The organism is Bacillus sp. BR3(2024) (assembly GCF_039134555.1).
Taxonomy (GTDB): domain Bacteria; phylum Bacillota; class Bacilli; order Bacillales; family Bacillaceae_G; genus Bacillus_A; species Bacillus_A cereus.
On the sequence record NZ_CP152433.1, the window covers coordinates 4,559,976 to 4,586,426 of the forward strand.

Consider the following 26,451-nt stretch of genomic DNA (forward strand, 5'->3'; position numbering starts at 1 on the left):
TCTAGAACCTCCTTTCTTACGCTTTTTGTGTGCCTAAGTCCGCAAGCACATCTAAAATTTCTTTATAAAACTCTTCACGTGTACCGCCGCGGTGAATTTCTTTATATAGCTCACCATCTTGAATGAATAAAATACGCTGACAGTAACTTGCACTGTACGGATCATGTGTAACCATCATAATAGATACGCCTTGATCTTTATTTAAGTTTGTCATCGCATCAAGTAAACTCGTTGCATTTTTAGAATCAAGCGCTCCTGTTGGCTCGTCCCCTAAAATAATTGCAGGCTCATGCACTAAAGCACGCGCTGCTGCCGAACGTTGCTTTTGCCCACCAGATACTTCAGATGGGTACTTTTGAAGTATTTCTGTAATTCCTAACATATCCGCTACTTTCTCGACTTTTGGTCCAATGTTACGTGATGGAACACCTTGCAAGGAAAGTGGAAGTGCAATGTTTTCATAAATAGATAAGTTTTCTAACAAATTAAAATCTTGGAAGATAAATCCTAACTTTTGTGAACGGAAATCTGAAAGCTCACCTTGCTTCATTTTTGTAATATCCGTTCCTGCAATTTCAACAACGCCGCCCGTTGCTTTATCTAACGTTGAAATTACATTTAATAATGTCGTTTTACCAGAACCAGATGGTCCCATAATTCCAACAAACTCGCCCTCTTGAATTGAGAATGACACACCTTTTAACGCGTGTGATTGGTTCTCACCTTTTTTACCGTACACTTTTTGAACGTTTTTTACGTCTACAACTGGTTTCGTCATATATATCCTCCTACGCTTGTTTTTCCATTACCTATTTTGCGCTTTTTAGAGGCGAACTGCTATTTGTTAACATTACATTTACCTTACACTTTTGTAATATAAAGAAGGTGGGCGTGTAAGTTTGGCTTTTACTACTTTGAATATTAGTGACATATTGAATCGGTAAATGAAATTATATCGGCGATTTTTCAAATATATCGGCGCAACTACAAAAGCTGAAAATAAAAATAGGCTGCTCCACAAAAAAGGAACAGCCCACTTCTCTCTTTATTTCTTTAAAGGTGTTACCGTCCAATACGTAACAACTCGCCAAATCCATTCTAATGGACCCATTTTAAAGATTTTCATCCAAATTACGCTAAATACAATTTGAATTGCATAAATTGCAATACATACATATAAAGTCTGCATGTAAGTTAAGTTACCTGCAAAGTTAAATACACTACCGGCAATTAAAATCATTGCCGTTTGTCCGATATAATTTGTTAAAGCCATACGACCATAGTATTTCAATGGTGCTAATAATGTTTGAACTGGTTTTAACTGAAGTAATAAAATTAATGCTCCTACATAGAAAGCTGAAATAATTGGTCCAACAGTAATACCAATTTTTAGAAACTGGCTTGCAGCATCCATTGTTCCGTCTTCATTCATCAATATCATATTTACAAATGGGCCAGCAGGCACGTGTCCATATTGATACCATACAGCTATGACACTTAAAACAAACATAATGCCTGTAAAAATAGCGACTTTCTTTATATTTTGCGAAAGATTTTCAAATACACGATATTGTCCTGCAGCAAGACCTAATAAAATTAAACCAAGTGGTAATAGTTCTTTAACACCCATTACACTAAAGGCTATTGTCAAAATAAGACCAATTACTAAGTTCACTTGTTTTTTCGCTTTATAAAACGGTAAAACGATTAATCCGCAAATTGCATATAACGTTAACGCTTCTCCAGGCTGAAACATGTAATGAATCAAACCAAAAATAAATAATGCAACTACACGGCGGAAAAATAGAACATATCCATTTTTCCCTTTCGCAATCGCTCTTGTAATGAAGATATAGAATCCCACTCCAAATAAGAATGAGAAAATCGAGAAGAAACGACCTTCTACAAATAAGTATAGAAACCTTTGATAGCTAGCATCTACTGTATTAGGATCTGGAGTTTTAATATTAAGTAGTGCTAAAATATTTACTAAAATAATCCCTAGTAGTGCAAAGCCACGAATGTAATCTAACTCATCAATTCGCTTGTTTATAATATTGTTCCCCATAAAGCAACTCCTTGTATAAAACTTAATCCTTTCTTACTCTACTGGAGAAAGCTGCTCACAACTATCGACAAACCTTACATAAATCTTACATTATTGTCATATAGCAAAATAAAACCAGGTCATATTGCGACCTGGTCTACTCTGATTGTTTCGATTTTTGAGGTTGTCCTTTTTTACTATTACGCTGTTTTACTTGAACAATCGGATCAAGTTCATTCGAAAACTCAGCGTTATGTCCATTTTGCGTTTTTTGTTCTGGGTTATTTTGATCTGAACGTTTCGCCATTACATTCACTCCTTATTAGTGCGGTGTAATAATCATTTGATGTTGCAATTGGCGAATTGCCATACGTGCTCTATTTAACTGCTCACGTTGCTCATCATTCGCATGTTGTTGCATCGTTTGTAAATCGTTATACGCTTGTTCTAATTGTAACTGCGCATCTGAATACTCCATCGTATTATAATGCTCTTGTCTCATACCAAGATCTAATTGTTCTTTCGCATATTCCACCGCTTGTTCCGCTTGTGTAATATAAGATTCAAGTGATTGACGCTCTGCCATAATTGTCCCTCCTTGCTTCAATTCCCCTTTAGTGTGTCCCTTCCATCTGAACCTTATGAGTATGTTATAATGGATTTTGTTTCATTTTGACTCGGCTTAGGAGGGAAAGTAATGAAGGTTCAAAACCCTTTTCCATATACAAACGACAATAAACGTTATCATACATGGAATTATCATTTACGAAATGAATTTGGTGAAAAAATCTTTAAAGTTTCATTAGATGCTGGCTTCGATTGCCCGAACCGTGACGGTACAGTTGCTTATGGCGGTTGTACATTTTGCAGTGCTGCTGGATCTGGTGACTTCGCTGGCGATCGCCGCGATGATGTTATAACGCAATATCATGAAATGAAAGAAAAAATGCGCTCAAAGTGGAAAGATGGAAAATGTATCGCTTATTTCCAGGCGTACACAAATACACATGCACCACTTGAAGTGTTAAAAGAAAAATTCGAACCGCTTCTAGCAGAAAAAGACGTTGTCGGTCTTTCTATTGCGACTCGTCCAGATTGTTTACCGGACGATGTTGTTGAATATTTAGCGGACTTAAATAAACGCACTTACCTTTGGGTTGAACTCGGACTACAAACCGTCCATGAACGTACTGCAAATCTTATTAATCGTGCTCACGATTATCCTTCTTACGTTGAAGGTGTAAATAAATTACGTAAGCACGGCATTAAAGTTTGTTCTCATATTATTAACGGCCTTCCACTTGAAGATTACGACATGATGATGGAAACAGCTCGTGAAGTAGCGAAGCTTGATGTACAAGGAATTAAAATCCACTTACTTCACTTATTAAAAGGAACGCCAATGGTGAAGCAATATGAAAAAGGACAACTCGAGTTCCTTTCTCTTGAGGATTACGTAAGTCTCGTTGTTGACCAACTTGAAATGATTCCAGAAGACGTAATTGTGCACCGCATCACAGGTGACGGTCCGCCTGATTTAATGATTGGTCCAATGTGGAGCTTAAATAAATGGGAAGTATTAAATTCCATTGATGCAGAATTTGTACGCCGCGGAAGCTGGCAAGGAAAATATGCAAATGAGGAGAAACAAAAATGAAATTAGAACGTGTATTACCGTTTGCTCGCTCGCTTCTGCAAACGGCAGTAAAAGAAGGCGATTACGCTGTAGATGCAACTTTAGGAAACGGCCATGACACTTGCTTCCTAGCTGAAATCGTTGGAGATAACGGAAAAGTATTTGGATTTGATATTCAAAAAGAGGCAATTGAAAGCTCAACAACTCGTCTAAAAGAAAAAGAACTTTTCGAACGTACTGTTTTAGTTCACGATAGTCACGATACACTTCTATCCGTATTACCAGAAGATGCAAAAGGAAAAGTAACAGGCGCAATTTTCAACTTAGGTTACCTTCCAGGCGGAGACAAGCATATCGTTACAAAACCGAACTCAACAATCTCAGCGATCGAACAATTATTAGAAGTAATGGCACCTGAAGGTATCATCGTCCTTGTTATTTACCACGGACACCCAGAAGGACAAGTAGAACGCGACGCTGTACTTACATTTGCCGAAGAACTAGACCAAAAACAAGCACACGTACTGCGATATGGCTTCATTAATCAACAAAATAACCCGCCATTTATTGTGGCGATTGAGAAGCGATAATATATTAACGATTTTTCAATTATATCTATCGTAACTCGGGATATATCAACGATTTTTTCGATATATCTATCATAACTTACAATATATCAACGATTTCTCGGATATATCGATTGTTCGACAAAACATAACAAAAAAAGACGTGCACTCACTGCACGTCTTTTTGTTATTCTCCTATATAATGGATGTAAACATTCTTAAAGGAGACGAAACAATGATCGGAATACTAGCAGGAATGGGACCAAAATCAACTGGGCCATTCGTCGATACAGTTGTAGCAAGGTGCCAAACAATATACGGAGCAAAGTATGATATGGACTTTCCTCATATGATGATCTATTCGTGCCCAACACCGTTTTACATGGATCGCCCTATTGATCACGAAGCGATGAAAAAAGCAATTATTGAAGGAGCACAAAAACTTGAAAGTACTGGCGTAAGCTTTATCGCTATGCCGTGCAATACGGCGCATCTTTATTTTGAAGAATTACAGCGTTCGCTTTCTATCCCGATTTTAAATATAGTCGATGAAACGTTACAATCAATTCCTGAAAATACAAAAAGAGTCGCTCTTCTCGCAACAGAAGCAACTGTTCAAGCCGGTATTTATCAAGACGGGATTGCAAAACGGAATATAGAATACATTCATTATGAAAAATGGCAAACGATGATTAATCAAATTATTACGTATATTAAAAGCGGGGAAGTTGAAAAAGCTCGCAAATTATGGAGCGCGCTCGTTGTGCAGTTGAAGGATGAAGTAGATACCGCAATTATCGCATGTACTGATTTGAATGTTGTGGCTAGTGAGAATTTTGTTGATTCTTCTCAATGTCTTGCGAAAGCGGTTGTTAGGATGTACTTATCAAATATAAAGAGATCTTCATAAACATAGAAAACACTCCTTCTAAAATGTGTTTTATGTTTAATAAAAATCCCACAAACTTTTAACTTTCTTCACAATTCTTTCAAAGTAATCACACTTAATCTCGCTATATTAAATAAGTAGTTATTCATATAGGGAAGGTTAGGGGAACTGAAAGTATGAAAGTAAATCGTTCGCTTCATTACATTTTTTGGCGTTGGCATTTTTATGCTGGGCTTTTTATTACGCCACTTCTTATTACGTTGTCACTGAGCGGAATTGGGTATTTATTTCGGGAGGAAGTTGAAGATTTCATCTATAAAGATTTATATTTTGGGAAGAGTGCTCAAACAGAATCTATTTCGATGTCTGCTTCTATTTCCTTAACAGAGAAAAAATATCCACATTATAGCGTGGCGAAAATTAGTGAGTTTAATGGGGATTATAATACGAGACTTACGATTGCAAATGAGTATACTGGACAACAAAAATATGTGTATTTAGATAATAATAATCAAATTGTTGGAGATCAAAATGCAAGTGAAACGTTTGCCAATATCATGAGGGAATTACATAGTTCTCTTTTAGTTGGCGGCACTATCGTTAACTATACTGTGGAGCTTGCGGCATGCTGGACAATCTTTTTAATCATAACCGGATTGTACATGAGTATACGCCAATTCAAAAACACACCATCATCCAATAAGCGAGAAAAAGCAAAAAGACGTCATTCTATTATCGGTATTATATTTACAATTCCTCTCTTTCTGCTAGTCGCATCTGGATTGCCATGGTCAGGATTTATGGGGAACCAAATTTATAAAATTGCATCGTCAAATGAATCACTCGGATATCCAAAATTGTACATGGCACCGCCTGAATCAAAGGTAAAAGAATTGCCGTGGGCAACAAGAAAAGAAGCTCCTCCTGAATCGAATTCAAATGAACCGAAAGCAATTTCTGTCCATGAATTACAAAAAGGAATTGAAATAAAGAAGCCATATGTTATTTCACTACCAGCTGATCCAAAAGGTGTATTCACTGTTTCGAAATCGAGCGGTTCTGGTATTACAGGTATGCATGTTGCACCAAATGAAGAGATAACAGCTTACTTTGACCAATATAGCGGGGAACTCATTTCCAAAACGGACTATCGTGATTATGGATTACTTGCACAATGGTTCACTTACGGTATCCCACTTCATGAAGGACATTTATTCGGATGGCCAAATAAAATATTATGCTTACTAACGACATTATCTCTACTACTTCTCATTTATTACGGAATAAAAATGTGGTTAGCAAGAAAGCCGAAAGGAAAATTAGCAGCACCTCCAAAACAAAGAGATAAGAAAAGTATATTCGTTTTCTTTATCATGATGGTGATACTAGGCGCTGTCATGCCTTTATTTGGACTATCTGTTTTAGTTATTTTTGCAATTGAACTTCTTATATATGTATTTTTAAAAATACGATCATAATGAAAAAGCATTTGTACCATCGTGTACAAATGCTTTTTATTTACTATTCTCTTTTTTTCTACCACTTATTAAAAAAACAATATCTACTATAATAATCAATGCAATGATAATTTGAGCTACATAATCCATCGTTGTAGGACCGCCGGTTTTATTCATCATCATATACATTCCAGTTACAAATGAAATGGAAAGTAGCACAAGTAATGTTACTTCAATATTGTCATATAGCTTTTGAAACAATCGCTTCATTTCCACCACCACCTTTACCATATTATAACAAAAAACCACTCTACATGAGTGGTTTTCTTCATCACTGCGCTGTTTTCTTTCGGTACATCTTCCCGTTCCAATAGAAGAATCGTGAAGTGAGGCCTCCGTACTTTACAATGCGCCGTGCCATTTTGTGCATATTCTTTTGTGCTGATACTTTTTGATCTGATAAATAAATACCAAGTAACCCTCGGCTTATAAGGCGATGAAACTTCGCATGAGGCAAATCACCAATGCTCTTCTCCGCTTCTTCTACAAAGTGTTTCATCCGATCTAATATCGCTTGCTCGTTTTCATAATAACTACAGAAATTCAAATCTCCGCCTATACGGTCTTCTTCTTGATCAATGAAATAATCAAGTAAGATATGAAGTCCTTGTACGTAAGGGAAGTACCCTTGTCTAATTTTCGCAATATCTTCATCATGTAACTCATCATGAAATGCATATGCTACAAGACAGAAAATTCCAAGTGTAGAACCGGCACATGCTGAAAATTCAAACCAACTCATCTCAGGTAAGTTTTCTTTATGTGCTTCAAACCAATTTTTCAGGCGCGGCTCTCTTTCTTCTAATTTCACGTGTTTATGAATTTGCAAATCACAATAATAACAAGCAAGTTCATGAAGAACAGGAGCAATTTTGTCATAGTGCTTCGTTTTCTTTAAAACATCTTGGCATGTTTCAACAAGTTCATCTAAATAACCACCATCATCTTGATCATCACGATAACGATAATAATTACCGCCACCTTCTACTTCAGGTGATAATGCCATTAACATCGATTCATGCAGTGCGGCAAAATCATTTGGATCAAGTGATGTACTGCGATCACATAAATTATCTAAATAGTCGCTGATCGTTTGATACGCTACGATAAAACGAATACATTCTTCTCGGTGTTCATTTGCTAGCAGAGCTAAAATGCCACCGCCCTCACAATGAAACGTTTTATGCTCAATACTTGCGATTGCCTGACTATGAAGCTCATCATTCGGAATATGGTAGGCACGCTCTTTCCACATCGCTAGCTCATGGTGTACAACCGGAAACACATCACGGTATACTTTCGCCATGAGCGTTATGGGATTACTCGGTACGTTCACTTCTTCCTTCATCTCCTCTATTAAATGTACAAATAATGATTTATTTGTTTGTTTTTACTATATTATTGACATGCATTTCAGTAAATGACTGAATATAACTCAAAATTTCATCACGCTCATACTCATTTAATAACTCGTGATAACAATTCGGCCATTCTTTAAAAGCCTTATCACTTATTTTAACATTATCAAACCAAGTGCGGACACGTGTTTTATCTACAAGTTTATCCTCACAAGCTTGCATTAGCAAGAGCGGAACATCTGGAAAATCATCTATTTTTTTATGAGCAATTTCGATAGACTTAATCAATTCACTATACCAACGTACTGATACTTTGCGCAAGAACAAAGAATCATTCTCCATTGCATCTCTCACTTCGTGGTTACGTGTTGACATTTCCACCGTAAGATTCGTTGCAAATTGCAATTTTGGAGCCACAACATTTAATATTTTTGAAGCAAATTGAAGCGGAGCAGAGGGTCCAGTCACTACCCCTAAACAAGGCGAACTCAAAATAATACCCTCTACATCTTCTCTCTTCGTTTCTTGCATCATACGAATGACAATAAGACCACCCATACTATGACCGAATAGAAAAATAGGTAACCTATACTTTCTTGCTTCTTTCACCCATAATTTAACTTCCTCTATGTATTCATCAAATGAATCAATATGTCCTCTATTTCTTGAAGTCGTTCCATGTGACGGAAGATCCCCCATCACGACGTGATAGCCGATATGATTCCACATTTCCGCAACGGCTTCGTAACGTCCGTGATATTCCATTGCACCGTGCACAATAACAATGACAGCCTTTGCTTCCTCCGCTTCATAATTCCACATACGGCTCTCCTCCATTTCACTCTTTCTCATAATTTGATACACTAAAACTAGTCTCTAGGAAAGGAAGACTTTACATGATATATCCTTACAAAGAAAAAAAACCGAAAATTGCGAGTAGTGCTTTTATCGCTGACTATGTTACGATTACAGGCGATGTTTACGTTGGCGAGGAATCAAGTATTTGGTTTAATACAGTCATCCGTGGTGATGTGTCACCAACGATCATTGGAGACCGAGTAAATGTACAAGACCAATGTACACTCCACCAAAGCCCTCAGTATCCTCTTATCTTAGAAGATGATGTTACAGTTGGGCATCAAGTTATTTTACATAGTTGTCATATTAAAAAAGATGCTTTAATTGGAATGGGATCCATTATATTAGATGGTGCTGAAATTGGCGAAGGAGCTTTTATCGGCGCTGGAAGCCTCGTTTCACAAGGAAAGAAAATTCCACCAAACACGTTAGCTTTCGGTCGTCCCGCGAAAGTCATTCGTGAATTAACAGCAGAAGACCATAAAGATATGGAGCGTATTCGCACGCAATACGTTGAAAAAGGTCAATATTATAAATCATTACAGAAGTAAATTTCCGCTGCCATAAGATTGGCAGCTTTTTTTATATAAAAACTAACTTTTTCTTTACAAAACATTATTACTCCCTCAACAAAATCTTATTAAAATAAAAGCTAATATCTCCATATATATGTAAACGAGGGAGGAGAATTTTCATGAAGGTCAGTGGATTATATAAAATAGAATGTTACATTTTTAAAGGAATTAATCGCTACTTTGATCAAAAAACATTAAATATCTTTTTCAGCAATATTACTCATATCGGTGGCGCGACTTTCTCCATCGCACTCACACTTTTCTTTTTAATTTTTGCAAAAGGTACTTTACATCAGGCAGCAATTGCAACTGCTATTTCTTTAGCAATTAGCCATATTCCTGTACAAATATTAAAAAGATGGTATCCACGAAAACGTCCTTATTTAACAATTCAGGATGCAAAATATCCAGTCCATCCATTAAAAGACCACTCTTTCCCGTCTGGTCATACAACAGCCGTTTTCTCTGTCTTCATTCCATTTATTTGCTATAATCCAAGCTTACTTGCTTTCCTATTACCGTTAGCATTATGCGTCGGTATTTCACGTATTTATTTAGGACTTCACTATCCGTCAGATGTATTCGTCGGTATGTGCCTTGGCACTTGCTCTGGCATCATCTCTTTTTATCAATTCATCCCACTTTTCACATAAAGGAGTGATATGATGAGAGTCGCCATTTTTACCGATACTTTTACGCCACAAGTTAACGGGGTTGCGAAAACGTTAGAGCGATTAACACGATATTTTCAGAAAGAACAGATCGCCTATTCTGTTTTCGCCCCTCAGCATACAGCTGAAGATAATTTTGTAGCGAATGTGAATAAGATGAGAAGTATCCCGTTAACAATATTATATCCAGAATGTCGTTTTTCTTTTCCTACTCCGCGTATTAAACGGGAACTACTTTCCTTTAAACCTGACATTATTCACATTGCCACACCTTTCAACATGGGACTTTGTGGATTGTATTATGCAAAAAAGTTAAACATCCCAGTTGTCGGTTCTTATCATACTGATTTCGATGCCTATTTACGTTATTACAAAATCGAATTCCTCTCCAATATGCTTTGGAACTATTTAAAATGGTTTCATAGTCATATGCAAAAAAATTTTGTACCTTCCTTTGAAACATTACATCAATTAAAAAATAAAGGCTTTCAGACCCTCTCTATATGGGGACGTGGTGTAGATTGCACACTCTTTCATCCAGCTTACAATACAGACCTATTCCGAAAAAAATATAATATTACAGCGAAGTATGTCCTTTCCTATGTTGGACGAATTGCTCCTGAAAAAGATATTGATACGCTGCAACACCTTATCGTTAAAACAGCACATACTCGAAACGATATTCATTGGCTCATCGCAGGAGACGGTCCTCTAGCAACAAGTTTACGTGAAGCTGTTCCGAAAACAAATATCACTTTTACTGGCTATTTACAAGGCGGGGATTTAGCTGAAGCATATGCTTGTTCTAACATAATGGTGTTTCCATCAGCTACTGAAACATTCGGAAATGTCGTACTTGAATCACTCGCATGCGGTACACCTGTTATTGGTGCAAATAGTGGCGGGGTTAAAAATATTATTACAGATGGAAAAACGGGAGTTCTTTGTCCGCCTAAAAATGAAGATGCATTTCTATCATCCATTTATTTTTTATTACAAAATGAAGAAAAACTTGAGCAGATGGGAATAGAATCTTCCTCTTTTGCGAAATCAAAGAGCTGGGATGAGGTCTTTCGTGGCTTGCTTAACCAATATGAAGAAGTCCTTCAGCATAACGCATCAGAGTTGCTTGCTTAAATAGAAAAACTCCCTTCAAAAAACGAAGGGAGTTTATTACATGGTCATAAATTTTAGTTTAATAAATGATACATAAGGTTAAGCATTGTTTTATTTCTATATTAATTATATCAAAAATAAACATAACTAAACAGACTTGTAATAAAAACCCATAAAAATTAATATATGGTTATACAGTGTTTTAACTGTATAATGATTTTAAGAATTCCCCTTAAAATCAACTCACTCACATACCTTTATACAGCAATTGTTCCCCAATTCTGTATATCAAAAAAACCTTTCATTCATTTGAAAGGTCTTTTTGAGCCTGCACATATTCTTCTTTCGTATTTACATTTATAAACCAATCCGCATTCGCTTGTACATCTTCTCCAGAAACATACTTCACATTACATTGTGATAAAAGCTGCCCCATACTTCTTTTTTCTTCCTGAAGTAAAGCATAAATCTTTTCTTTCACGCGGTTATGATACGCCGCAAGTAGCGGTTGTTTTCTTCCATTAATAATAGGTACAACCGCATCATATTCATTGTTCGTTTGCTCTAGTAAAATGGTAAACCATTCATGCGACACGTTTGGTGCATCGCAAGGCATAATAGCGTACCAATCTGCTTCTATGTATTCCATTCCTGATACAATGCCGGCCAGCGGTCCATTCCCTTTATAGTGCGGAATGTCTTCTATAACAGGTACTTGTACGAATTGCTCTACTCGCTCTTTTATATCAGTATGGCTAATTACTACAATGTCTTGCAAAGTATTTCCCATCACTTTCACAATATGCTCAACAAAAGTAGTTTCCTTCCAAATTGCTAACGCTTTCGGCTCACCGAATCTACTCGACATACCACCTGCTAATACAATTCCAGCATACTTACTCATTGGCGATGCAGCTCAAATGTAATATGACCTAATTCCGGTAAAATTAATTTATTCATCGCAAGGCGAACCGCTCCGCTAGACCCTGGCATCGAGAAGACTACTTTGCGCCCAATTGTACCACCAATCGCTCTACTTAACATTGCGCTGCTTCCGATATCTTCTAAATAACTAATCATACGGAACAGCTCACCAAATCCAACAATTTCTTTATCTAATAACGCTGATACTGCTTCAATTGTGACATCGCGTTTCGTAATACCAGTACCGCCATTTGTTAATACAACATCTACATCTTCCTTATGATAACCAGCTAACACTGCTTGCTGAATACTTTCTTTATCATCTTTTACAATTTCATAAGAAGTTACTTTATGTCCCGCTTCTTTTAACAATTCATGTAATAGTTGTCCGCTCTTATCTGTTTCTTCCGTACGTGTATCGGAAATCGTAACAATCTTGCAACGCACTTCTTTTGGAGCTTGTTTTTTATGTTCAGTTACACTCATTTTTTATCTTTCCTTTCTTAAAAACTTTTCTTCATTTTATCATACATATCTTTACACAATTATGTATGAAGCCAATAATGCGCCATGATACAATATAAGTATACTAACCCACAAAAAGGAAAGTGCCCTTTCTTATACTCCTAGACTACACATCTTTAGCTACTCTTTATATTTTCTACATAATAGAATTCAATTTTAAAACTTGTACTAAAAAATAAATCGGAGGTCTACCTATTATGGAACTATACAAAAAATTAACAACAACATTCATCCTCTTATTCGTCGCTTCCATCACTGTCGGTTTTTCTCTAAAAGGCGCAATTCCATACGCTACATTAGTAAGTATTATATTCGCAACGCTATTTTTACTAAGCAGTGCATTTTGCGCAGGTAAAGCACGTCAAATGAAAGGTTGATTACATATGTTCCAGAAGAAATCAATCCTTTGTAAATCATGTGAAAAGGAAATACAAAAGGAGGACTTACATTGTTTGAATCAAACCGTATCCAGTTACGAAAGTTTTCCGAAGATGATATTCTAACATATTATAAATGGCATAATGATATAGACGTTATGAGTTCAACTACTCTCACTCTTGATAAATATTCCCTTCAAGACACAGAAAAACTTTGCCAGCAATTTATTCATTCTTCGGACTCTAAGAGCTATATCATTGAAGAAAAATCTACGCATCTTTCAATTGGTATTACTTCTTTAATTCATATTGATTCGTATAATCGAAACGCTGAATGTATTATTGATATTGGTAACAAGGATTACTGGGGGCAAGGTTATGGGAAGGAAGCTTTCACCTTATTATTGGATTATGCATTTTTAGAATTAAATTTACATCGCCTTTCTTTACGAGTATTTTCTTTTAACGATAGAGCAATTAAATTATATAAATCACTCGGTTTTCAACATGAAGGAACTTGTAAAGAAGCTATATTCCGCAATGGCAATTGGCATGACATTGAACTCTTCGCTTTATTCCAACGTAATTATAAATAAAAAAGCTTTGCGCTCACCGCGCAAAGCTTTTTTTCATATATTATAGACCAGCTTGCTCTTTTAAAGCTGCTGCTTTGTCTGTACGTTCCCATGATAGATCTACATCAGTACGTCCAAAGTGGCCGTAAGCTGCTGTTTGTTTGTAAATTGGGCGACGTAAGTCTAGCATTTTAATAATACCAGCTGGGCGAAGATCGAAGTTGTTACGAACTAGCTCTACTAGTACGTCTTCAGATACTTTACCAGTGCCGAATGTATCAACTGAAATTGATACTGGTTGTGCTACACCGATTGCGTATGCAAGTTGTACTTCTGCTTTTTCAGCAAGACCAGCTGCTACGATGTTTTTCGCAACATAACGAGCTGCATATGCTGCAGAACGGTCAACTTTCGTTGCATCTTTACCAGAGAATGCACCGCCACCGTGGCGAGCGTATCCACCGTAAGTATCAACGATGATTTTACGTCCTGTTAAACCAGCATCACCTTGTGGTCCACCAATTACGAAGCGGCCAGTTGGGTTAATGAAGAATTTCGTTTCTCCATCCATTAATTCTGCTGGTACTACAGCTTTAATTACGTGCTCTTTTAAGTCGCGATCGATTTCTTCCCATGTAACATCTGGGTGATGTTGTGTAGAAATTACGATAGTATCAACACGTACTGGTTTACCATTTTCATCATACTCAACTGTAACTTGCGTTTTTCCATCCGGACGTAAGTATGATAATGTATCATCTTTACGTACTTCAGTTAAACGGCGAGCTAATTTGTGAGCAAGCGAGATTGGAAGTGGCATTAACTCTTGTGTTTCATTACATGCGAAACCAAACATTAAACCTTGGTCTCCTGCACCAATTGCCTCAATCTCAGCGTCAGTCATTTGACCTTCGCGTGCTTCTAGCGCTTGGTCAACACCCATAGCGATGTCAGCAGATTGCTCATCGATAGATGTTAAAACTGCACAAGTTTCTGCATCGAATCCGTATTTTGCGCGTGTGTAACCAATGCCTTGAATTGTTTCACGAACGATTTTTGGAATATCTACGTAAGTAGAAGTCGTAATTTCCCCCGCTACCAATACTAAACCAGTTGTTACAGTTGTTTCACAAGCTACACGTGCATTTGCGTCTTTTGATAAGATCGCATCTAAAATTGAATCAGAAATTTGGTCACAAATTTTATCTGGATGTCCTTCAGTTACAGACTCAGATGTGAACAGATGACGTTTTTTTGTCATGTGGTAAACCTCCCTACAGTAATTGTATATATTGTACGGAACTCATCCTTAATTTGCCACAAACTGCGACATACATTTATTCTCCCACACAAGCATACAGAAAAACCTTTCCTACTTTACATAGAGGAAAGGTTTAATTTGCTACTTGCATACTGCTTTTTGCCCTTCGCTCTTATCGTTCGAGACCTGTAGCCTCGCACAGGTTTTAGCACCTATTCACCTGTATTTACCACTACAAGTGAGGTTGCTGGGCTTCATCGGGCCTGTCCCTCCGCCAGCTCGGGATAAGAGAGTATCCGTCCCAACCTATACTAAAGAAATGATATTCATTTGTCAATTAATATTCACATTTTCCTGAAAGTTTTTCTCAATACGCCTGAAATGAAATATTAATAGGGAAATAATGCATTCACACAAACAAAAAGAAATAAATAGTATACATTATTTATATAATTGTGTTATACTCTTGTTGGGGATTACGAGAAATATTTCATTAAATGAAAAGGATGGTATATAAATATGAGTACTGTGAATGTCCAAATTGGTTTACACGAATTATTGAACGGAAGCAATGCACAGATTCAACTAAGTGTTCCGCAATTAGTGGAAAAAGTATTAATGCGAAATGAAGGGAAATTAACTTCGACTGGTGCCGTTTCTGCTTCAACTGGAAAATATACAGGACGTTCTCCTAAAGATAAATTTATTGTGAAAGAAGCATCGGTTGCTGACAAAATTGCTTGGGGAGCTGTGAACCAACCGATTTCTGAAGAACATTTTAATAAATTATATACTAAAGTTTTAGAATACTTAAAAGAAAAAGAAGAGTTATTCGTCTTCAAAGGATTTGCAGGCGCTGACCGCAATTACCGCCTACCAATTCAAGTTATTAACGAATATGCATGGCACAATTTATTTGTACATCAATTATTCATTCGTCCAACTGAAGAAGAATTAACAACTCATGAATCAGAGTTCACAATTGTTTCTGCACCGAATTTCAAAGCTGATCCAGCTGTTGACGGTACAAACTCTGAAGCATTCATTATGGTTTCATTCGAAAAACGTATCGTACTAATTGGTGGTACAGAATACGCTGGAGAAATGAAAAAATCAATCTTCTCTATTATGAACTTCTTATTACCTGAACAAGATATTCTTTCTATGCATTGCTCTGCAAACGTAGGTGAAGAAGGCGACGTAGCACTATTCTTCGGTTTATCTGGAACAGGTAAAACAACATTATCTGCTGATCCAAACCGTAAATTAATCGGTGATGATGAGCACGGTTGGTCTGATAACGGTGTATTCAATATTGAAGGCGGTTGCTACGCGAAATGTGTAAACCTTTCTCACGAGAAAGAACCACAAATTTTCGATGCAATCACATTTGGATCTGTTTTAGAAAACGTTATCATTAATGACCAAACACGTATCGCCGACTACAACGATACTACTTTAACAGAAAATACTCGTGCTGCATACCCTATGCATGCGATCGACAATATCGTACTGCCAAGTGTTGCTGGACACCCAAATACAATTATTTTCTTAACTGCTGATGCATCTGGCGTATTGCCTCCAATCAGTAAGTTATCAAAAGAGCAAGCTATGTATCATTTCTTAAGTGGTTACACTAGTAAACTAGCAGGAACAGAGCGCGGCGTTACTTCTCCGCAAGCAACATTCTCAACTTGCTTCGGTTCACCATTCTTACCACTTGATGCATCTCGCTATGCTGAAATGCTTGGTGAAAAAATCGAGAAACACGATGCGAAAGTATTCTTAGTAAACACTGGCTGGACTGGTGGCGAATACGGCGTTGGTAAACGTATGAACTTAGGTTACACTCGTGCAATGATTCAAGCTGCATTAAACGGTGAACTTGCAAAAACTGAAACAGCTAAACATGATATCTTCGGTCTTGAAGTTCCACTTCACGTACCAGGTGTACCTGACGAAGTGTTAATGCCTGAACAAACTTGGGCTGATAAAGCTGCTTACAAAGCAAAAGCAATCGAACTTGCAAATGAATTCAAAGCTAACTTCAAAAAGTTCGACAGCGTATCTGAAGACATTATTAACTTAGGCGGTCCAATCGCTTAAATTAAAACTTTCTGTTGGAATAACCCTTTACTCATATGAATAAGTGTCGTGTAACCGTAAAGTTTCGCGTACTCACCGACAAAACCCAATGCGGCTTAACGGTTACACACACTTACATAAAAAAGAAGCTTACGTGAAAACGTAAGCTTCTTTCTATATCTTATATAAAGTGAAACGCTAATCTCTTCATCTGTGACCTAGATTATAAAATTACAGCTTCGAATATATACATTATATCCCTACTCACTACATCTCTCGGGTTTCACATCGTATGGGGCTAAAAAAGGCCCTGACCGCTTCTATTCGTGACTGGATCATCTATTCCATCTAAAAAGAAGTCTTTTATCTTTTTAGCTCTTTGTTAGTTCTTTCTCATCTTTCATGCTATAGTAACCTAAGTTCACAACGATTAAAAAATAACCGCCCATAATCCCTACTGCAAATGCCCACATCACCATATGGTGCTCAATTTCGTACATAATAATAGCGCCCAAAATAGCAGCCGCAAAACGATTAAACATACCAAGCGTCGGTGCTTTCGTTTTCTTTACGATACTATCTCCAAGCTTCTCAATTCTTCTCCCTAAAAGCCAAACGCAATACATACTTACGATAAGTCCAATTCCTGCACCTAAAAAATGTGCTGAAAACGGTGTTATCATCCAGCCTAGTAAAAGAATACCTAGTATATAATACGATTGAATTTTAAATGATCTTAGTGACATACTAATCATGCTGTACCTCTCTTCATTCGTTCTTATCTATCCAACAAAAAATTTCTTTCAAATTCATATTCCTTACATTCATTTCATTCAAATTAAAAACAACATAAACAGTATGTTTATGTTGTTTAAATGTTTTTAGAAAATAATATTATACAAGATTTCAAACATCATATTCTCATATTTTGTGACGGTTTTTCAAACTTTTTTCGTCCATTTATGAAAAAAATGATATCAATCTATGAACATACGGATATGATGTAATAAGCACACAAATAAAGGGGGCGTCTAATGATTTATTTTTTAATGGCTCTCATTCACCTCATTATCCCTGCACTTATTGGACTTTCATTGTATTGGTACACGAAAAATCATAGCATTTTTTACGCTGTCCTCGGTGTTCTTCTTCCAGGTATTATTCTTATTACACTCTTCCGTATTCCATTTTTAAACTTAATTCCACTTATTACTGCTATCTTGTTTCTCATCTTCTTACCAAAAATAAAAAAATAGGAAAGCAGATCATAGGTGATCTGTTTTCCTATTTTGATATAGGTTCCCCTGCAATAGAATGAACTTTTACTTTCTCCGATTTCACAAACCATAGACCGACAAAAATGATAATTCCACCGATGATTTGTTGAAACGATACATATTCATTTGCCCAGACAGCTGCAAATAGAACCGCTACAAGCGGCGTTATATACATATATACCATCGTATGTGACGCCCCAATTTTTTGAACACCAACATACCACATTACTAGACCAAATACTGTTACAAAGAAAATAGAATATAGTAAAGCAAATAGTGTCATTCCGTGAGTAATGTGAAATGGCATGACAAACACATGTGGACCACTTAACAATAATAGCGGAATCGCACCCACTAATGCAGACCATGCAGTAACACGTAATGCTGAATATTTTTTAATTAATGGTCCTGCTAAAACAGGATAAAGCCCCCAGCATATTGATGTAATAAGTCCAATTCCATTGCCATAAAAAGAACTAGTAAGTGAATGTCCTGCTACTAAAACTAAGGCTGCACCAACAAAGGCAGTCATAGAACCGATTAACTTTCGAGAAGAAAACTTTTCTTGTTTCAAGAAAATCGCAAATGCAGTTGTAAAAATAGGTGAAATAGAAATGAGTAAAGAGGCATTTGTAGCGGATGTATATTTGACAGTTTCCATAAATAACGTTTGATACAGTACAATACCTACAACGCTAACGATAATTAATCTAGGTATATCCGTTCGCTCCATATAAACCGACTTTTCAATACAAAAGGTAAGGAGTAACAGAAGCGGTGCCGCCGCCATCATACGAAGTGCAGTAAACTCAATTGCTGTAAATTCTAAAAGTCCATACTTCGCAATTGTATAGTTAATCCCCCAAATAATAACAACACTTAAAATTAATAACTCAATTCCCCATCTTCTCATGCGTATCCCCTCCGCAAAGAAGATTATACAGAAAATTCAATCACATGTACATTTCATTATGTGAAAAAATCTTTTTATTATATGAAACGTTTTGGTAAATGAAATTATATGGGCGATTTTTTCAATATATCGACTTATCGACAATAATAGCGACTTATAAAATAAAAAAAGTGAGTCCAAAATACATTTTGGACTCACCTTTACTATACTCGAACGTGTAATTTCATATTTGGATTATAAAACTGGCTTGGGCTCTTCAACTGAAAAGTTCCTCCACCTTCATGCCAATCAACCGTTAACTTATCGTCCATAAATACAAGCTTTGTACGATCAGCGATAAAATTCATTGTGCTTGATTCAATATCCACATCGCGCTCATCTTTCTCTGCTACAGCTACTAAATCGATGATTCCGCTCATAACACAACCGCAACCTTCATTATCATAAAATAACTTTATATATTTCGCTTCACTTGGAATCGTATCCATAATCTTTTTATATGCTGCTTCTGTTACAGTAACGTACATATGTTAATCTTCATCCTCTCTTCTCTTATCATTCATATATTGTATCACCATTTTTCTTAAAAGTTATATACAGAAAATTAAGACTAATATACAATGTATGTGATAAAGTTTCAGCAATCGAGCTTTTATGAGTAGTTCATGCAGGAGAAAGGATGTTTACTATCTGTGTTCAAACTACAACGATATCCCATGTTATTAGGTGTATTTAGTAGTTTCTTCATTTCTAGCGGAATGCTATTATAGCATGTACTTCCCTATTCTCCTTCTATTAGCTGGATTCTAGGTTTTATTTGTTTCCTATCCGCTTCTTATTTTGCTACGAAGAATACAAACAACTCATAAAGCAAGAATCATCTTAAGGAGGATTATCAAACATGCCAGCCTTAAAAAAAATAGAGCAATCACTCGATCACTTATTCCAAATTGAAAAATACGGAAAAGATAGTGCCTTTAGTCGATTTATCCCAGCCGTATATGATCCTATCAAATTTCCTTGGCAACAATTTTTCGAAGCAAATTTTGTAGATTTATTTAACGGCCTTATGATGCACGGATCTGAAAATGTAAACAAAGTATTTTTAGCTGTATTCCCTACAGATGACGTTCTTGAAACATTCATTTCACAATCCACACCCGGTGATTTACTCTTTATGCACCATCCCCTTGTAATGGAGTGCGGTGATCCGCTTGGAAGATCAGGCCGCGGTTTCATACCAATTCCTGAAAAATATTTGCAAGGAATAAAAGAAAAACAACTTTCTATATATACATGTCACGTACCAATGGATTTTCATCAAACACATGGAACGAGTATTTCAATTGCAAAAGCATTAAACGCTACTGTAGTGGACGACTTTGCATATGGAGGCCCAGAACAAGAACCAGTTGGCCTTATTTGTGAAATAGATGAAACATCAACAGAAGCACTCCAAAAACATCTAAAACAACTCTTCCAGATTCCTTACACAGACTTCGAAGGTAAACGACATGATTCCATCAAAAAAATCGCAATTATCGCTGGATGTGGCGATGTCGTATCTTTAATGAAGGAAGCAGAAGAAAAAGGTGCTGAAGCATATATTACAGGAGAAATCCATTGCCATATCGATAATGATTACGGCAGACATAAATACTCGCTCATTATGGATTATGTAAAAGAAACGAATATGTCTCTGATTGGTGTGTCACACTCTGCCTCTGAATATTTAGTGAAAGAGACATTGATGTATGATTGGTTTAAAGAGAATTTTGATGTGGATGTTATTTTACTTCCTCAGGAAAAATGGTGGCTCTAACACTACTTAATTCTCCTCCCGCTATCTTTTGAAATCTAGACACAAAAGACGATCTGCCACACAAAATTATAGAATTCATAATATATATATATTAGTTCTATTTTAAAAACTAGATTTTGAAAATATAGAAAGGAGAACATATATGTACCCACGTAATTTTTTTAGTTGCGATGGCAGACGCAACAGCGGTTCTAACGGAAATACTGGACCCACGGGGAACACCGGACCTACAGGGAACACTGGACCCACGGGGAACACCGGACCCACGGGGAACACCGGACCCACGGGGAACACCGGACCCACGGGGAACACCGGACCCACGGGGAACACCGGACCTACGGGTAATGCTGGACCTTCCGGAGCTGGTTTCCAAAGTACTACCACCTTTAGTCTAGCAGCGGCTCCCAACTATAAAAAAGGACAAGTTGTCACTTATACGGGCAGTGGCTATGTTGTAAAAAAAGATGCACCTCAAGGGTTTCCTAATATATCTCCAGATTATATCGTATTAGTAGAAAGTGGACCTACCGGTAGTACCGGGCCTACCGGCATCACTGGGCCTACGGGGAACACTGGATCTACTGGCATCACTGGGCCTACGGGGAACACTGGACCTACGGGCATTACTGGACCTACGGGATCTGCCGATAGTGCTTCAGCAAAAAGTATTGTTTTTCAAGGAACAAATGCTGGTTTTCAACGTATAGCGGGTTCTCCTGGAATTGACTCCAATGTTATTCCATATGTCACTGCTGGAGCCGGTAGTATTGTCGGCTTTTCTGCGTCTATAAATATAAATAATTTACCTGCTGCTATTTATACGATTAATATTTGCAGAAATGTCCCAACAAACCTCACAACCCCTTCTTCTAGCTACATCCTATCTACTATTACCTTAACTACTACTGACAAAATTACCGGAACTATGGTATTTTCCATTAAACCAACGGATAGCGGAGCAGGACAAATTCAAGTATTTAATCCTACTCCGGCAGTAGGTCCCGCTACTGTAACTTGGACTAGTATTACAACTGGAAACCCAGTTGCAAGAGGAGATGCTATATCCCTTTATATTACCCCTGGAATTACTGCAAGTGCTGTATATTCTATTTTTCTAATTACCGATATATAGCAATTCATTTCATAAAAAAAGACCCGAAATTCGGGTCAACAAATAGAAATATAAATGAACTACAACAAATAACAGACAAAGCCATTATATATTTTTCATAGTAAAACATCCATTATTTTCTTTTTACACTATCAATATATTATTTTTCGTTATCGTCCTCTTTTTTAGAACGTCTACCTAAGAAGAACACAAAAACATCACTTCCAAATAAGTGATGTTTTTTGTAGTTAATGCAGTGGTAACATAACTTCAACCGTCGTTCCAACCCCAACTTCACTTTCAAAACTCATTTTACCGTTGTGGTCTTTAATAATTTTTTCTGTAACTACTAAACCTAGACCAGTTCCTGTTTCTTTCGTTGTATAAAAGGCTTCATTTAACTTTGGAATTTTATCTTTCGGAATGCCGCATCCCTCATCTTTCACTTGAACGATAATTCCATCTTTTACAGTAACTTTAATCGTAATTGTTCCGCCAACTGACATTGCTTCAATTGCATTTTTGATTAAATTAAAAAAGACCTGTTTTAATCGTTTTTCATCACATATAATTGATGGTAAGTCTTTACTGTAAATACCTTGTATGTAGACTCCTTGTTTTAAAGCTGGCTTTTCCATAACTCGAATAACATAAGAAATAATTTCTTGTATGTTATGAGTTTCTGATTCTAGTGATTTAGATTTCTCAAATCCACTAAGTTCTGTAGCAATTATATGAATCCGATCTACTTCTTGTTTCATAATATCACTATAAATTTTATCCTCTGGATGCTTGTCTGCTTGTTTATTCACAAGTTTTTTTAAGTTTGCTAAAGGTCTTCTAATCTTATAACCAATAACCGTTGCCATCTTTCCAACAGCTGCTAGTTTTTCTGTCTGTTTTATTTCTTTGTCCATCATCTCAAGCGTACGAACGTAAGACTGAACCCTTAAAAATATAATCCAACATATGATAGTAAATACGCTATATAATGCCATTGGGATTAAAACGAGAGAAGATTGAATAATGATTCCTGTAAGAGCATACTTTCCGATAAGTATCGCTGGAACTAACCAGAAATATCTTTTATTCACAAAGATTGGTGCAAACAAAATAAAAAATCCTTCTACTATATTTCCACCGTCAAATTCTGCATCGCTACCATAATAAATCATAATGTTATGGATACAATCTAATACATTATAGCCAATTAGAATAATATACTTTACCGCAAAAGCATTCTTCCATTTCATAAAGTATATTCCAATGCAAAACAATACCACCATCAAAAAGTAAAGCCATAAACCTAAACCATCTTCAAACTCTCCTACACCTTCTTGCTCTCCACCGATTAACGGTACGATAAATTCATAGGCAAGATCATATACGAAAAATATAATAAAAAATAAACTTAAAAATGCTTTCAGCGCCTTTATTTCTTCATTTTTAAATATATAGCCTTTATTCATATGGTAACTCCTAGCTTTTCTTCCACTTGGATTTCAGTATTTCCACACTTCCTTGGGAGAATGATGTCTATTCTCGTTCCAGTATCTTTTTCACTTGAAATATGCAACTCACCAAGGTGCTCGGCGACAATTCGATTCGCTACCGTCAGTCCCAGACCAATTTTATCTTGTTTCGTTGTATAAAAGGCCTCTGTAACACGGGGTAAGTTTTCTTGCTTAATACCATGACCATTATCGATCACACTGATCATTACATATTCTTTCCCTTTATTTTCTAATTGTAAATGTAATATACCACCTTGTCCCATTGCCTCTAAAGCATTTTTTATCGTATATAAAAAGACTCCTCTTATTTTTCGTTCATCACATTCAACTTCTATTGTTTTTTCTTCCACATTAGAAATAAACTGAATGTTTAATTCATCTATTTTTTCACGAAGACTTGTTATTACTTGTAATACAATTTTTCCTACATCATGTTTCTTATAAATAGAAGGTTTGCATGTAGCAACTTCCATTAACTCACTTATCATATTATTCATATTTTCTATTTCAAAAATCATACGTTTATAAATAGGATCCTCTTCATGCTTCTCTCGTTGTAATTGCGTAAATCCTTTTAATGAAGCAAGTGGATTTTTAATTTCATGTCCAACCGTCGCTGCCATTTTTCCGATTACTGCTAATTTCTGTGATTCACTAGCAATCGCAATACTTTCCTTTACAGCTGAAAGATATTGTAAAAATCGGTTTAAAATGATATATACAGCTATTAACATAAGTGTATACATAATAAGGAACATAAATGCTTTTACTTCCTCTAATACAAATAAATAAATTAAATATTTTCCTACAATAGAGGAAAGTAAAAACACATAGAATTTTTTATTTAAAAATATAGGTACAAAGAAAATGAGAATAATTTCTATTATATTTGTCGCATCAAACGCCGCCTTATTATAAAAAACATACGAAAATATATTAGCGAGTTCTATCCCTATGTATGCAAATATCCATGCATATTTAACAAGGTTTGCCTTCTCTTTTTTCATTAAATATATATTCACGCACAGTATTGCTATTCCGCAAATAACTTGCCATATTATGTTGTATCCCTTATCCATTATTGATTTATCTTCTAATACGATTGCATAGAAAATTTGATATACAATAACAATGACATATAACACCCATAAAAGGATTTTTGCATTTCTTTCTTCTTCTTTATATGATAGAAAACTTTCTTTCACTTCAACACCCCTTCAAAATAATATCTCGAAGAATACCATTTATTATAATAAATGATTTTCATAGACAAACAAAGATAAATCGAACATTTGAGGAAAATCATGCCAACTATGCAATATCTTCATGCTATATACAAGCATAAAAAACATAAAAAATAATACGTATATTATGGGAGGTGTTTTTTATGGATGGCAAAAAAAATAAAAAGACCGAACAACTCCAATCTTTTACGCACGAAAATGAAGGAAAGGAGATGACAACAAATACAGGTGTTAAAATTTCAAGCAATGAAACTGCCAGTGATCGTTTCAGAACGATTAGGTAGTGCAGGGAACGCCAAATGGACAGTGGGAAGTAAATGATACTTTCTTAACAGGCTCACCACTCCTTTATGATGGATTACTTCTTATCGGCGGAGAGATGGATGATCATTTTCTTAACAAAGCAAGTTCATTTGTCGTAGAATCATATAATCACTTTAAGCCGATTGGCTCCTTCCAAAACGGCTCTTCTATTATTCAATCTTTAAATATCGAAGGAAAGCCTGGTGTTCTAATAGAACAAGACCCTACGAGGCTAGCAAATGAATTTATTAAAGCTATGACAAAACAACGCTTTTGGGATAGAGCATATTCATAAAATAGGGGGACATTTATGTTTGTTACTGTCGAGAAAGATGTGCATATTTTTGTGCAAGACGTTAATCCTGGTCCAGGTAGTAAGACTGTTTTCTTCGTTCACGGATGGCCTTTAAATCATCAAATGTACCAATATCAACTCAATGTTTTACCTGAGCATGGCTTTCGCTGTATCGCCATGGATATACGAGGGAATGGACAATCTGATAAGCCATGGACTGGTTACACGTATGATCGATTAGCCGATGATATCGCAATTGTTCTGGAAGCACTTCAAGTAGAGAACGCTACATTAGTCGGTTTCTCAGTTGGTGGTGCTCTTTCTATTCGCTATATGTCTCGCTATAATGGGCGCCGCATTTCTAAGCTCGCATTAATTGACGCTGTCTCCCCCTCTTTCGTTAAAAATCAAGAGTCCCCTTACGGTGTACCGAAAGAACAAGCAGATGCTCTCATTAATCAAATGTATGCTAATTTACCAAAATTTTTAAATGATGTATCTTTATCCTTTTTTAATAGAAACTTAGGGGCTGCAACCCTTGAATGGTTTTCTTATCTCGGTATGCAGTCCGCTTCTTATGCCCTTATAAAAATTTTACAAGCAGCTGCAAATGAAGATGTAACGAAAGATTTAAATAAAATTAACGTCCCAACAAAAATCTTCCACGGCGTTCACGACCAACTAATTCCTTACAAAAGTGCTGAGCTTACGCAACAACGAATTAAAAATTCTCAGTTACATGCTCTTACAAATAGTGGTCATGGTTCACCAATCGATCAAGCGGATGAATTAAATAAAGAACTGATAAAATTTTTACATGCATAACAACTGCTATACAAGAACGAAAGTTAATATAATCGATTTTTCACAAAACATAAAATTCACATATTTCTCACAAATACACAAATAAAACGATTACATTTTCATATATACTAAATGTACAGGTAATACTCCCTAAACCCAGCTTGTCTGGTTACCCCGTTAAATACTAT

29 protein-coding genes, 1 pseudogene and 1 riboswitch are annotated in these 26,451 nt (G+C 36.2%); of the genes and pseudogenes, 15 read left to right on the plus strand and 15 right to left on the minus strand.

What is annotated here, in order from left to right; translation table 11 throughout:
• Positions 1 to 16: 16 nt before the first annotated feature.
• The 4 genes from V7S45_RS23495 to V7S45_RS23510 all read right to left on the minus strand — a co-directional run bounded on the left by V7S45_RS23495 (position 17) and on the right by V7S45_RS23510 (position 2,633).
• Positions 17 to 778, minus strand: coding sequence for an ABC transporter ATP-binding protein (locus tag V7S45_RS23495; protein WP_000165844.1), 762 nt, complete (start codon positions 776 to 778; stop codon positions 17 to 19).
• Between the two features lie 267 nt (positions 779 to 1,045).
• Positions 1,046 to 2,068, minus strand: coding sequence for a DUF418 domain-containing protein (locus V7S45_RS23500; protein ID WP_025687326.1), 1,023 nt, complete (start codon positions 2,066 to 2,068; stop codon positions 1,046 to 1,048).
• Between the two features lie 136 nt (positions 2,069 to 2,204).
• A complete protein-coding gene (locus V7S45_RS23505) occupies positions 2,205 to 2,354 on the minus strand; it encodes a hypothetical protein (protein ID WP_001129340.1) in 150 nt (49 codons plus the stop codon).
• Between the two features lie 15 nt (positions 2,355 to 2,369).
• Entirely contained in the window at positions 2,370 to 2,633 is a 264-nt protein-coding gene (locus tag V7S45_RS23510) for a YtzC family protein (protein WP_000840865.1), read from the minus strand.
• A gap of 111 nt (positions 2,634 to 2,744) precedes the next feature.
• On the opposite strand from V7S45_RS23510, the gene V7S45_RS23515 reads away from it, so the two are divergent.
• The 4 genes from V7S45_RS23515 (at position 2,745) to V7S45_RS23530 (ending at position 6,616) form a co-directional block, all read left to right on the plus strand.
• Positions 2,745 to 3,704 carry a TIGR01212 family radical SAM protein gene (locus tag V7S45_RS23515; protein WP_000868031.1) on the plus strand — a complete coding sequence of 320 codons (960 nt, stop codon included), beginning with the start codon at positions 2,745 to 2,747 and terminating at the stop codon, positions 3,702 to 3,704.
• The gene (locus V7S45_RS23520) at positions 3,701 to 4,273 is read left to right on the plus strand and encodes a class I SAM-dependent methyltransferase (protein WP_000764473.1); all 573 of its coding nucleotides are present in this window, start codon (positions 3,701 to 3,703) and stop codon (positions 4,271 to 4,273) included. Before V7S45_RS23515 ends, V7S45_RS23520 begins: the two co-directional genes overlap by 4 nt.
• Positions 4,274 to 4,484: 211 nt before the next feature.
• Positions 4,485 to 5,159, plus strand: a complete 675-nt coding sequence (locus tag V7S45_RS23525) for an amino acid racemase (RefSeq protein WP_000579356.1) — start codon at positions 4,485 to 4,487, stop codon at positions 5,157 to 5,159.
• A gap of 155 nt (positions 5,160 to 5,314) precedes the next feature.
• Positions 5,315 to 6,616, plus strand: coding sequence for a PepSY domain-containing protein (locus V7S45_RS23530; RefSeq protein ID WP_342761514.1), 1,302 nt, complete (start codon positions 5,315 to 5,317; stop codon positions 6,614 to 6,616).
• 36 nt (positions 6,617 to 6,652) lie between these two features.
• Here V7S45_RS23530 and V7S45_RS23535 read toward each other — a convergent pair whose 3' ends face one another.
• The 3 genes from V7S45_RS23535 to V7S45_RS23545 are packed head-to-tail and all read right to left on the minus strand — an operon-like array spanning position 6,653 to position 8,835.
• The gene (locus V7S45_RS23535; RefSeq protein ID WP_118961730.1) at positions 6,653 to 6,886 is read right to left on the minus strand and encodes a hypothetical protein; all 234 of its coding nucleotides are present in this window, start codon (positions 6,884 to 6,886) and stop codon (positions 6,653 to 6,655) included.
• A gap of 40 nt (positions 6,887 to 6,926) precedes the next feature.
• A complete protein-coding gene (locus V7S45_RS23540) occupies positions 6,927 to 7,991 on the minus strand; it encodes a tetraprenyl-beta-curcumene synthase family protein (RefSeq protein ID WP_001102461.1) in 1,065 nt (354 codons plus the stop codon).
• Between the two features lie 40 nt (positions 7,992 to 8,031).
• Positions 8,032 to 8,835 (minus strand): alpha/beta hydrolase, encoded by an 804-nt coding sequence (locus V7S45_RS23545; RefSeq protein WP_000267421.1) that lies wholly within the window; start codon positions 8,833 to 8,835, stop codon positions 8,032 to 8,034.
• Between the two features lie 74 nt (positions 8,836 to 8,909).
• Here V7S45_RS23545 and V7S45_RS23550 point away from each other — a divergent pair, with 74 nt between their 5' ends.
• The 3 genes from V7S45_RS23550 to V7S45_RS23560 all read left to right on the plus strand — a co-directional run bounded on the left by V7S45_RS23550 (position 8,910) and on the right by V7S45_RS23560 (position 11,254).
• Positions 8,910 to 9,422 (plus strand): gamma carbonic anhydrase family protein, encoded by a 513-nt coding sequence (locus V7S45_RS23550; protein ID WP_025687322.1) that lies wholly within the window; start codon positions 8,910 to 8,912, stop codon positions 9,420 to 9,422.
• Between the two features lie 143 nt (positions 9,423 to 9,565).
• The gene (locus V7S45_RS23555; protein ID WP_000868582.1) at positions 9,566 to 10,099 is read left to right on the plus strand and encodes a phosphatase PAP2 family protein; all 534 of its coding nucleotides are present in this window, start codon (positions 9,566 to 9,568) and stop codon (positions 10,097 to 10,099) included.
• 12 nt (positions 10,100 to 10,111) lie between these two features.
• Positions 10,112 to 11,254: a glycosyltransferase gene (locus tag V7S45_RS23560; protein WP_001261642.1), complete on the plus strand. Its 1,143-nt coding sequence runs from the start codon at positions 10,112 to 10,114 to the stop codon at positions 11,252 to 11,254.
• A gap of 280 nt (positions 11,255 to 11,534) precedes the next feature.
• On the opposite strand, the gene V7S45_RS23565 is transcribed toward V7S45_RS23560, so the two are convergent.
• Both V7S45_RS23565 and V7S45_RS23570 read right to left on the minus strand, forming a co-directional pair.
• Complete coding sequence (locus V7S45_RS23565) at positions 11,535 to 12,137, minus strand: molybdenum cofactor guanylyltransferase (protein ID WP_000049593.1); 603 nt, start codon at positions 12,135 to 12,137, stop codon at positions 11,535 to 11,537.
• Complete coding sequence (locus tag V7S45_RS23570) at positions 12,134 to 12,643, minus strand: molybdenum cofactor biosynthesis protein B (RefSeq protein WP_000117124.1); 510 nt, start codon at positions 12,641 to 12,643, stop codon at positions 12,134 to 12,136. Before V7S45_RS23570 ends, V7S45_RS23565 begins: the two co-directional genes overlap by 4 nt.
• 236 nt (positions 12,644 to 12,879) lie before the next feature.
• On the opposite strand from V7S45_RS23570, the gene V7S45_RS23575 reads away from it, so the two are divergent.
• Together V7S45_RS23575 and V7S45_RS23580 are read left to right on the plus strand one after the other, a co-directional pair.
• Positions 12,880 to 13,059 carry a hypothetical protein gene (locus tag V7S45_RS23575; protein ID WP_000424805.1) on the plus strand — a complete coding sequence of 60 codons (180 nt, stop codon included), beginning with the start codon at positions 12,880 to 12,882 and terminating at the stop codon, positions 13,057 to 13,059.
• Positions 13,060 to 13,130: 71 nt separating this feature from the next.
• A complete protein-coding gene (locus V7S45_RS23580) occupies positions 13,131 to 13,655 on the plus strand; it encodes a GNAT family protein (RefSeq protein ID WP_000464126.1) in 525 nt (174 codons plus the stop codon).
• Positions 13,656 to 13,695: 40 nt separating this feature from the next.
• On the opposite strand, the gene metK is transcribed toward V7S45_RS23580, so the two are convergent.
• Positions 13,696 to 14,895, minus strand: a complete 1,200-nt coding sequence (gene metK / locus V7S45_RS23585) for a methionine adenosyltransferase (protein WP_000163123.1) — start codon at positions 14,893 to 14,895, stop codon at positions 13,696 to 13,698.
• Positions 14,896 to 15,064: 169 nt separating this feature from the next.
• Positions 15,065 to 15,186: riboswitch (SAM riboswitch) on the minus strand.
• Positions 15,187 to 15,414: 228 nt separating this feature from the next.
• Here metK and pckA point away from each other — a divergent pair.
• The gene (pckA, locus tag V7S45_RS23590; protein WP_000108802.1) at positions 15,415 to 17,001 is read left to right on the plus strand and encodes a phosphoenolpyruvate carboxykinase (ATP); all 1,587 of its coding nucleotides are present in this window, start codon (positions 15,415 to 15,417) and stop codon (positions 16,999 to 17,001) included.
• A 350-nt stretch (positions 17,002 to 17,351) separates the two neighbouring features.
• On the opposite strand, the gene V7S45_RS23595 is transcribed toward pckA, so the two are convergent.
• Entirely contained in the window at positions 17,352 to 17,735 is a 384-nt protein-coding gene (locus V7S45_RS23595) for an ATP synthase subunit I (protein ID WP_000624922.1), read from the minus strand.
• Between the two features lie 279 nt (positions 17,736 to 18,014).
• On the opposite strand from V7S45_RS23595, the gene V7S45_RS23600 reads away from it, so the two are divergent.
• Positions 18,015 to 18,236, plus strand: coding sequence for a hypothetical protein (locus V7S45_RS23600; RefSeq protein ID WP_000639042.1), 222 nt, complete (start codon positions 18,015 to 18,017; stop codon positions 18,234 to 18,236).
• A gap of 28 nt (positions 18,237 to 18,264) precedes the next feature.
• Here V7S45_RS23600 and V7S45_RS23605 read toward each other — a convergent pair whose 3' ends face one another.
• Both V7S45_RS23605 and V7S45_RS23610 read right to left on the minus strand, forming a co-directional pair.
• Positions 18,265 to 19,170 carry an EamA family transporter gene (locus V7S45_RS23605; protein ID WP_001255411.1) on the minus strand — a complete coding sequence of 302 codons (906 nt, stop codon included), beginning with the start codon at positions 19,168 to 19,170 and terminating at the stop codon, positions 18,265 to 18,267.
• A 203-nt stretch (positions 19,171 to 19,373) separates the two neighbouring features.
• Complete coding sequence (locus V7S45_RS23610; RefSeq protein WP_000289570.1) at positions 19,374 to 19,697, minus strand: iron-sulfur cluster biosynthesis family protein; 324 nt, start codon at positions 19,695 to 19,697, stop codon at positions 19,374 to 19,376.
• Positions 19,698 to 20,071: 374 nt separating this feature from the next.
• Here V7S45_RS23610 and V7S45_RS23615 point away from each other — a divergent pair, with 374 nt between their 5' ends.
• Together V7S45_RS23615 and V7S45_RS23620 are read left to right on the plus strand one after the other, a co-directional pair.
• On the plus strand, positions 20,072 to 20,992 hold the full coding sequence (locus V7S45_RS23615; protein WP_001111122.1) for a Nif3-like dinuclear metal center hexameric protein: 921 nt from the start codon (positions 20,072 to 20,074) through the stop codon (positions 20,990 to 20,992).
• 142 nt (positions 20,993 to 21,134) lie between these two features.
• Positions 21,135 to 22,124, plus strand: a complete 990-nt coding sequence (locus V7S45_RS23620; RefSeq protein WP_342761515.1) for a collagen-like protein — start codon at positions 21,135 to 21,137, stop codon at positions 22,122 to 22,124.
• Positions 22,125 to 22,351: 227 nt separating this feature from the next.
• On the opposite strand, the gene V7S45_RS23625 is transcribed toward V7S45_RS23620, so the two are convergent.
• Both V7S45_RS23625 and V7S45_RS23630 read right to left on the minus strand, forming a co-directional pair.
• Positions 22,352 to 23,572 (minus strand): ATP-binding protein, encoded by a 1,221-nt coding sequence (locus V7S45_RS23625; RefSeq protein WP_001032627.1) that lies wholly within the window; start codon positions 23,570 to 23,572, stop codon positions 22,352 to 22,354.
• Positions 23,569 to 24,822, minus strand: a complete 1,254-nt coding sequence (locus V7S45_RS23630; protein WP_025687319.1) for an ATP-binding protein — start codon at positions 24,820 to 24,822, stop codon at positions 23,569 to 23,571. The genes V7S45_RS23625 and V7S45_RS23630 overlap by 4 nt, the downstream gene beginning before the upstream one ends.
• Positions 24,823 to 25,116: 294 nt before the next feature.
• Between V7S45_RS23630 and V7S45_RS23635 the strand changes: the two are divergent.
• Together V7S45_RS23635 and V7S45_RS23640 are read left to right on the plus strand one after the other, a co-directional pair.
• Positions 25,117 to 25,459: pseudogene (locus tag V7S45_RS23635) on the plus strand (catalase); the annotation flags it as partial.
• Positions 25,460 to 25,474: 15 nt separating this feature from the next.
• A complete protein-coding gene (locus tag V7S45_RS23640) occupies positions 25,475 to 26,284 on the plus strand; it encodes an alpha/beta hydrolase (protein ID WP_000498278.1) in 810 nt (269 codons plus the stop codon).
• Positions 26,285 to 26,451 lie beyond the last annotated feature (167 nt).

What these genes read in the sequence shown, in the direction of transcription:
- V7S45_RS23495 (WP_000165844.1), bottom strand. Translation starts at nt 778, where the DNA reads ATGACGAAACCAGTTGTAGACGTAAAAAACGTTCAAAAAGTGTACGGT.
- V7S45_RS23500 (WP_025687326.1), bottom strand. Translation starts at nt 2,068, where the DNA reads ATGGGGAACAATATTATAAACAAGCGAATTGATGAGTTAGATTACATT.
- V7S45_RS23505 (WP_001129340.1), bottom strand. Translation starts at nt 2,354, where the DNA reads ATGGCGAAACGTTCAGATCAAAATAACCCAGAACAAAAAACGCAAAAT.
- V7S45_RS23510 (WP_000840865.1), bottom strand. Translation starts at nt 2,633, where the DNA reads ATGGCAGAGCGTCAATCACTTGAATCTTATATTACACAAGCGGAACAA.
- V7S45_RS23515 (WP_000868031.1), top strand. Translation starts at nt 2,745, where the DNA reads ATGAAGGTTCAAAACCCTTTTCCATATACAAACGACAATAAACGTTAT.
- V7S45_RS23520 (WP_000764473.1), top strand. Translation starts at nt 3,701, where the DNA reads ATGAAATTAGAACGTGTATTACCGTTTGCTCGCTCGCTTCTGCAAACG.
- V7S45_RS23525 (WP_000579356.1), top strand. Translation starts at nt 4,485, where the DNA reads ATGATCGGAATACTAGCAGGAATGGGACCAAAATCAACTGGGCCATTC.
- V7S45_RS23530 (WP_342761514.1), top strand. Translation starts at nt 5,315, where the DNA reads ATGAAAGTAAATCGTTCGCTTCATTACATTTTTTGGCGTTGGCATTTT.
- V7S45_RS23535 (WP_118961730.1), bottom strand. Translation starts at nt 6,886, where the DNA reads ATGGTAAAGGTGGTGGTGGAAATGAAGCGATTGTTTCAAAAGCTATAT.
- V7S45_RS23545 (WP_000267421.1), bottom strand. Translation starts at nt 8,835, where the DNA reads ATGTGGAATTATGAAGCGGAGGAAGCAAAGGCTGTCATTGTTATTGTG.
- V7S45_RS23550 (WP_025687322.1), top strand. Translation starts at nt 8,910, where the DNA reads ATGATATATCCTTACAAAGAAAAAAAACCGAAAATTGCGAGTAGTGCT.
- V7S45_RS23555 (WP_000868582.1), top strand. Translation starts at nt 9,566, where the DNA reads ATGAAGGTCAGTGGATTATATAAAATAGAATGTTACATTTTTAAAGGA.
- V7S45_RS23560 (WP_001261642.1), top strand. Translation starts at nt 10,112, where the DNA reads ATGAGAGTCGCCATTTTTACCGATACTTTTACGCCACAAGTTAACGGG.
- V7S45_RS23565 (WP_000049593.1), bottom strand. Translation starts at nt 12,137, where the DNA reads ATGAGTAAGTATGCTGGAATTGTATTAGCAGGTGGTATGTCGAGTAGA.
- V7S45_RS23570 (WP_000117124.1), bottom strand. Translation starts at nt 12,643, where the DNA reads ATGAGTGTAACTGAACATAAAAAACAAGCTCCAAAAGAAGTGCGTTGC.
- V7S45_RS23575 (WP_000424805.1), top strand. Translation starts at nt 12,880, where the DNA reads ATGGAACTATACAAAAAATTAACAACAACATTCATCCTCTTATTCGTC.
- metK (WP_000163123.1), bottom strand. Translation starts at nt 14,895, where the DNA reads ATGACAAAAAAACGTCATCTGTTCACATCTGAGTCTGTAACTGAAGGA.
- pckA (WP_000108802.1), top strand. Translation starts at nt 15,415, where the DNA reads ATGAGTACTGTGAATGTCCAAATTGGTTTACACGAATTATTGAACGGA.
- V7S45_RS23595 (WP_000624922.1), bottom strand. Translation starts at nt 17,735, where the DNA reads ATGATTAGTATGTCACTAAGATCATTTAAAATTCAATCGTATTATATA.
- V7S45_RS23600 (WP_000639042.1), top strand. Translation starts at nt 18,015, where the DNA reads ATGATTTATTTTTTAATGGCTCTCATTCACCTCATTATCCCTGCACTT.
- V7S45_RS23605 (WP_001255411.1), bottom strand. Translation starts at nt 19,170, where the DNA reads ATGAGAAGATGGGGAATTGAGTTATTAATTTTAAGTGTTGTTATTATT.
- V7S45_RS23610 (WP_000289570.1), bottom strand. Translation starts at nt 19,697, where the DNA reads ATGTACGTTACTGTAACAGAAGCAGCATATAAAAAGATTATGGATACG.
- V7S45_RS23615 (WP_001111122.1), top strand. Translation starts at nt 20,072, where the DNA reads ATGCCAGCCTTAAAAAAAATAGAGCAATCACTCGATCACTTATTCCAA.
- V7S45_RS23620 (WP_342761515.1), top strand. Translation starts at nt 21,135, where the DNA reads ATGTACCCACGTAATTTTTTTAGTTGCGATGGCAGACGCAACAGCGGT.
- V7S45_RS23625 (WP_001032627.1), bottom strand. Translation starts at nt 23,572, where the DNA reads ATGAATAAAGGCTATATATTTAAAAATGAAGAAATAAAGGCGCTGAAA.
- V7S45_RS23640 (WP_000498278.1), top strand. Translation starts at nt 25,475, where the DNA reads ATGTTTGTTACTGTCGAGAAAGATGTGCATATTTTTGTGCAAGACGTT.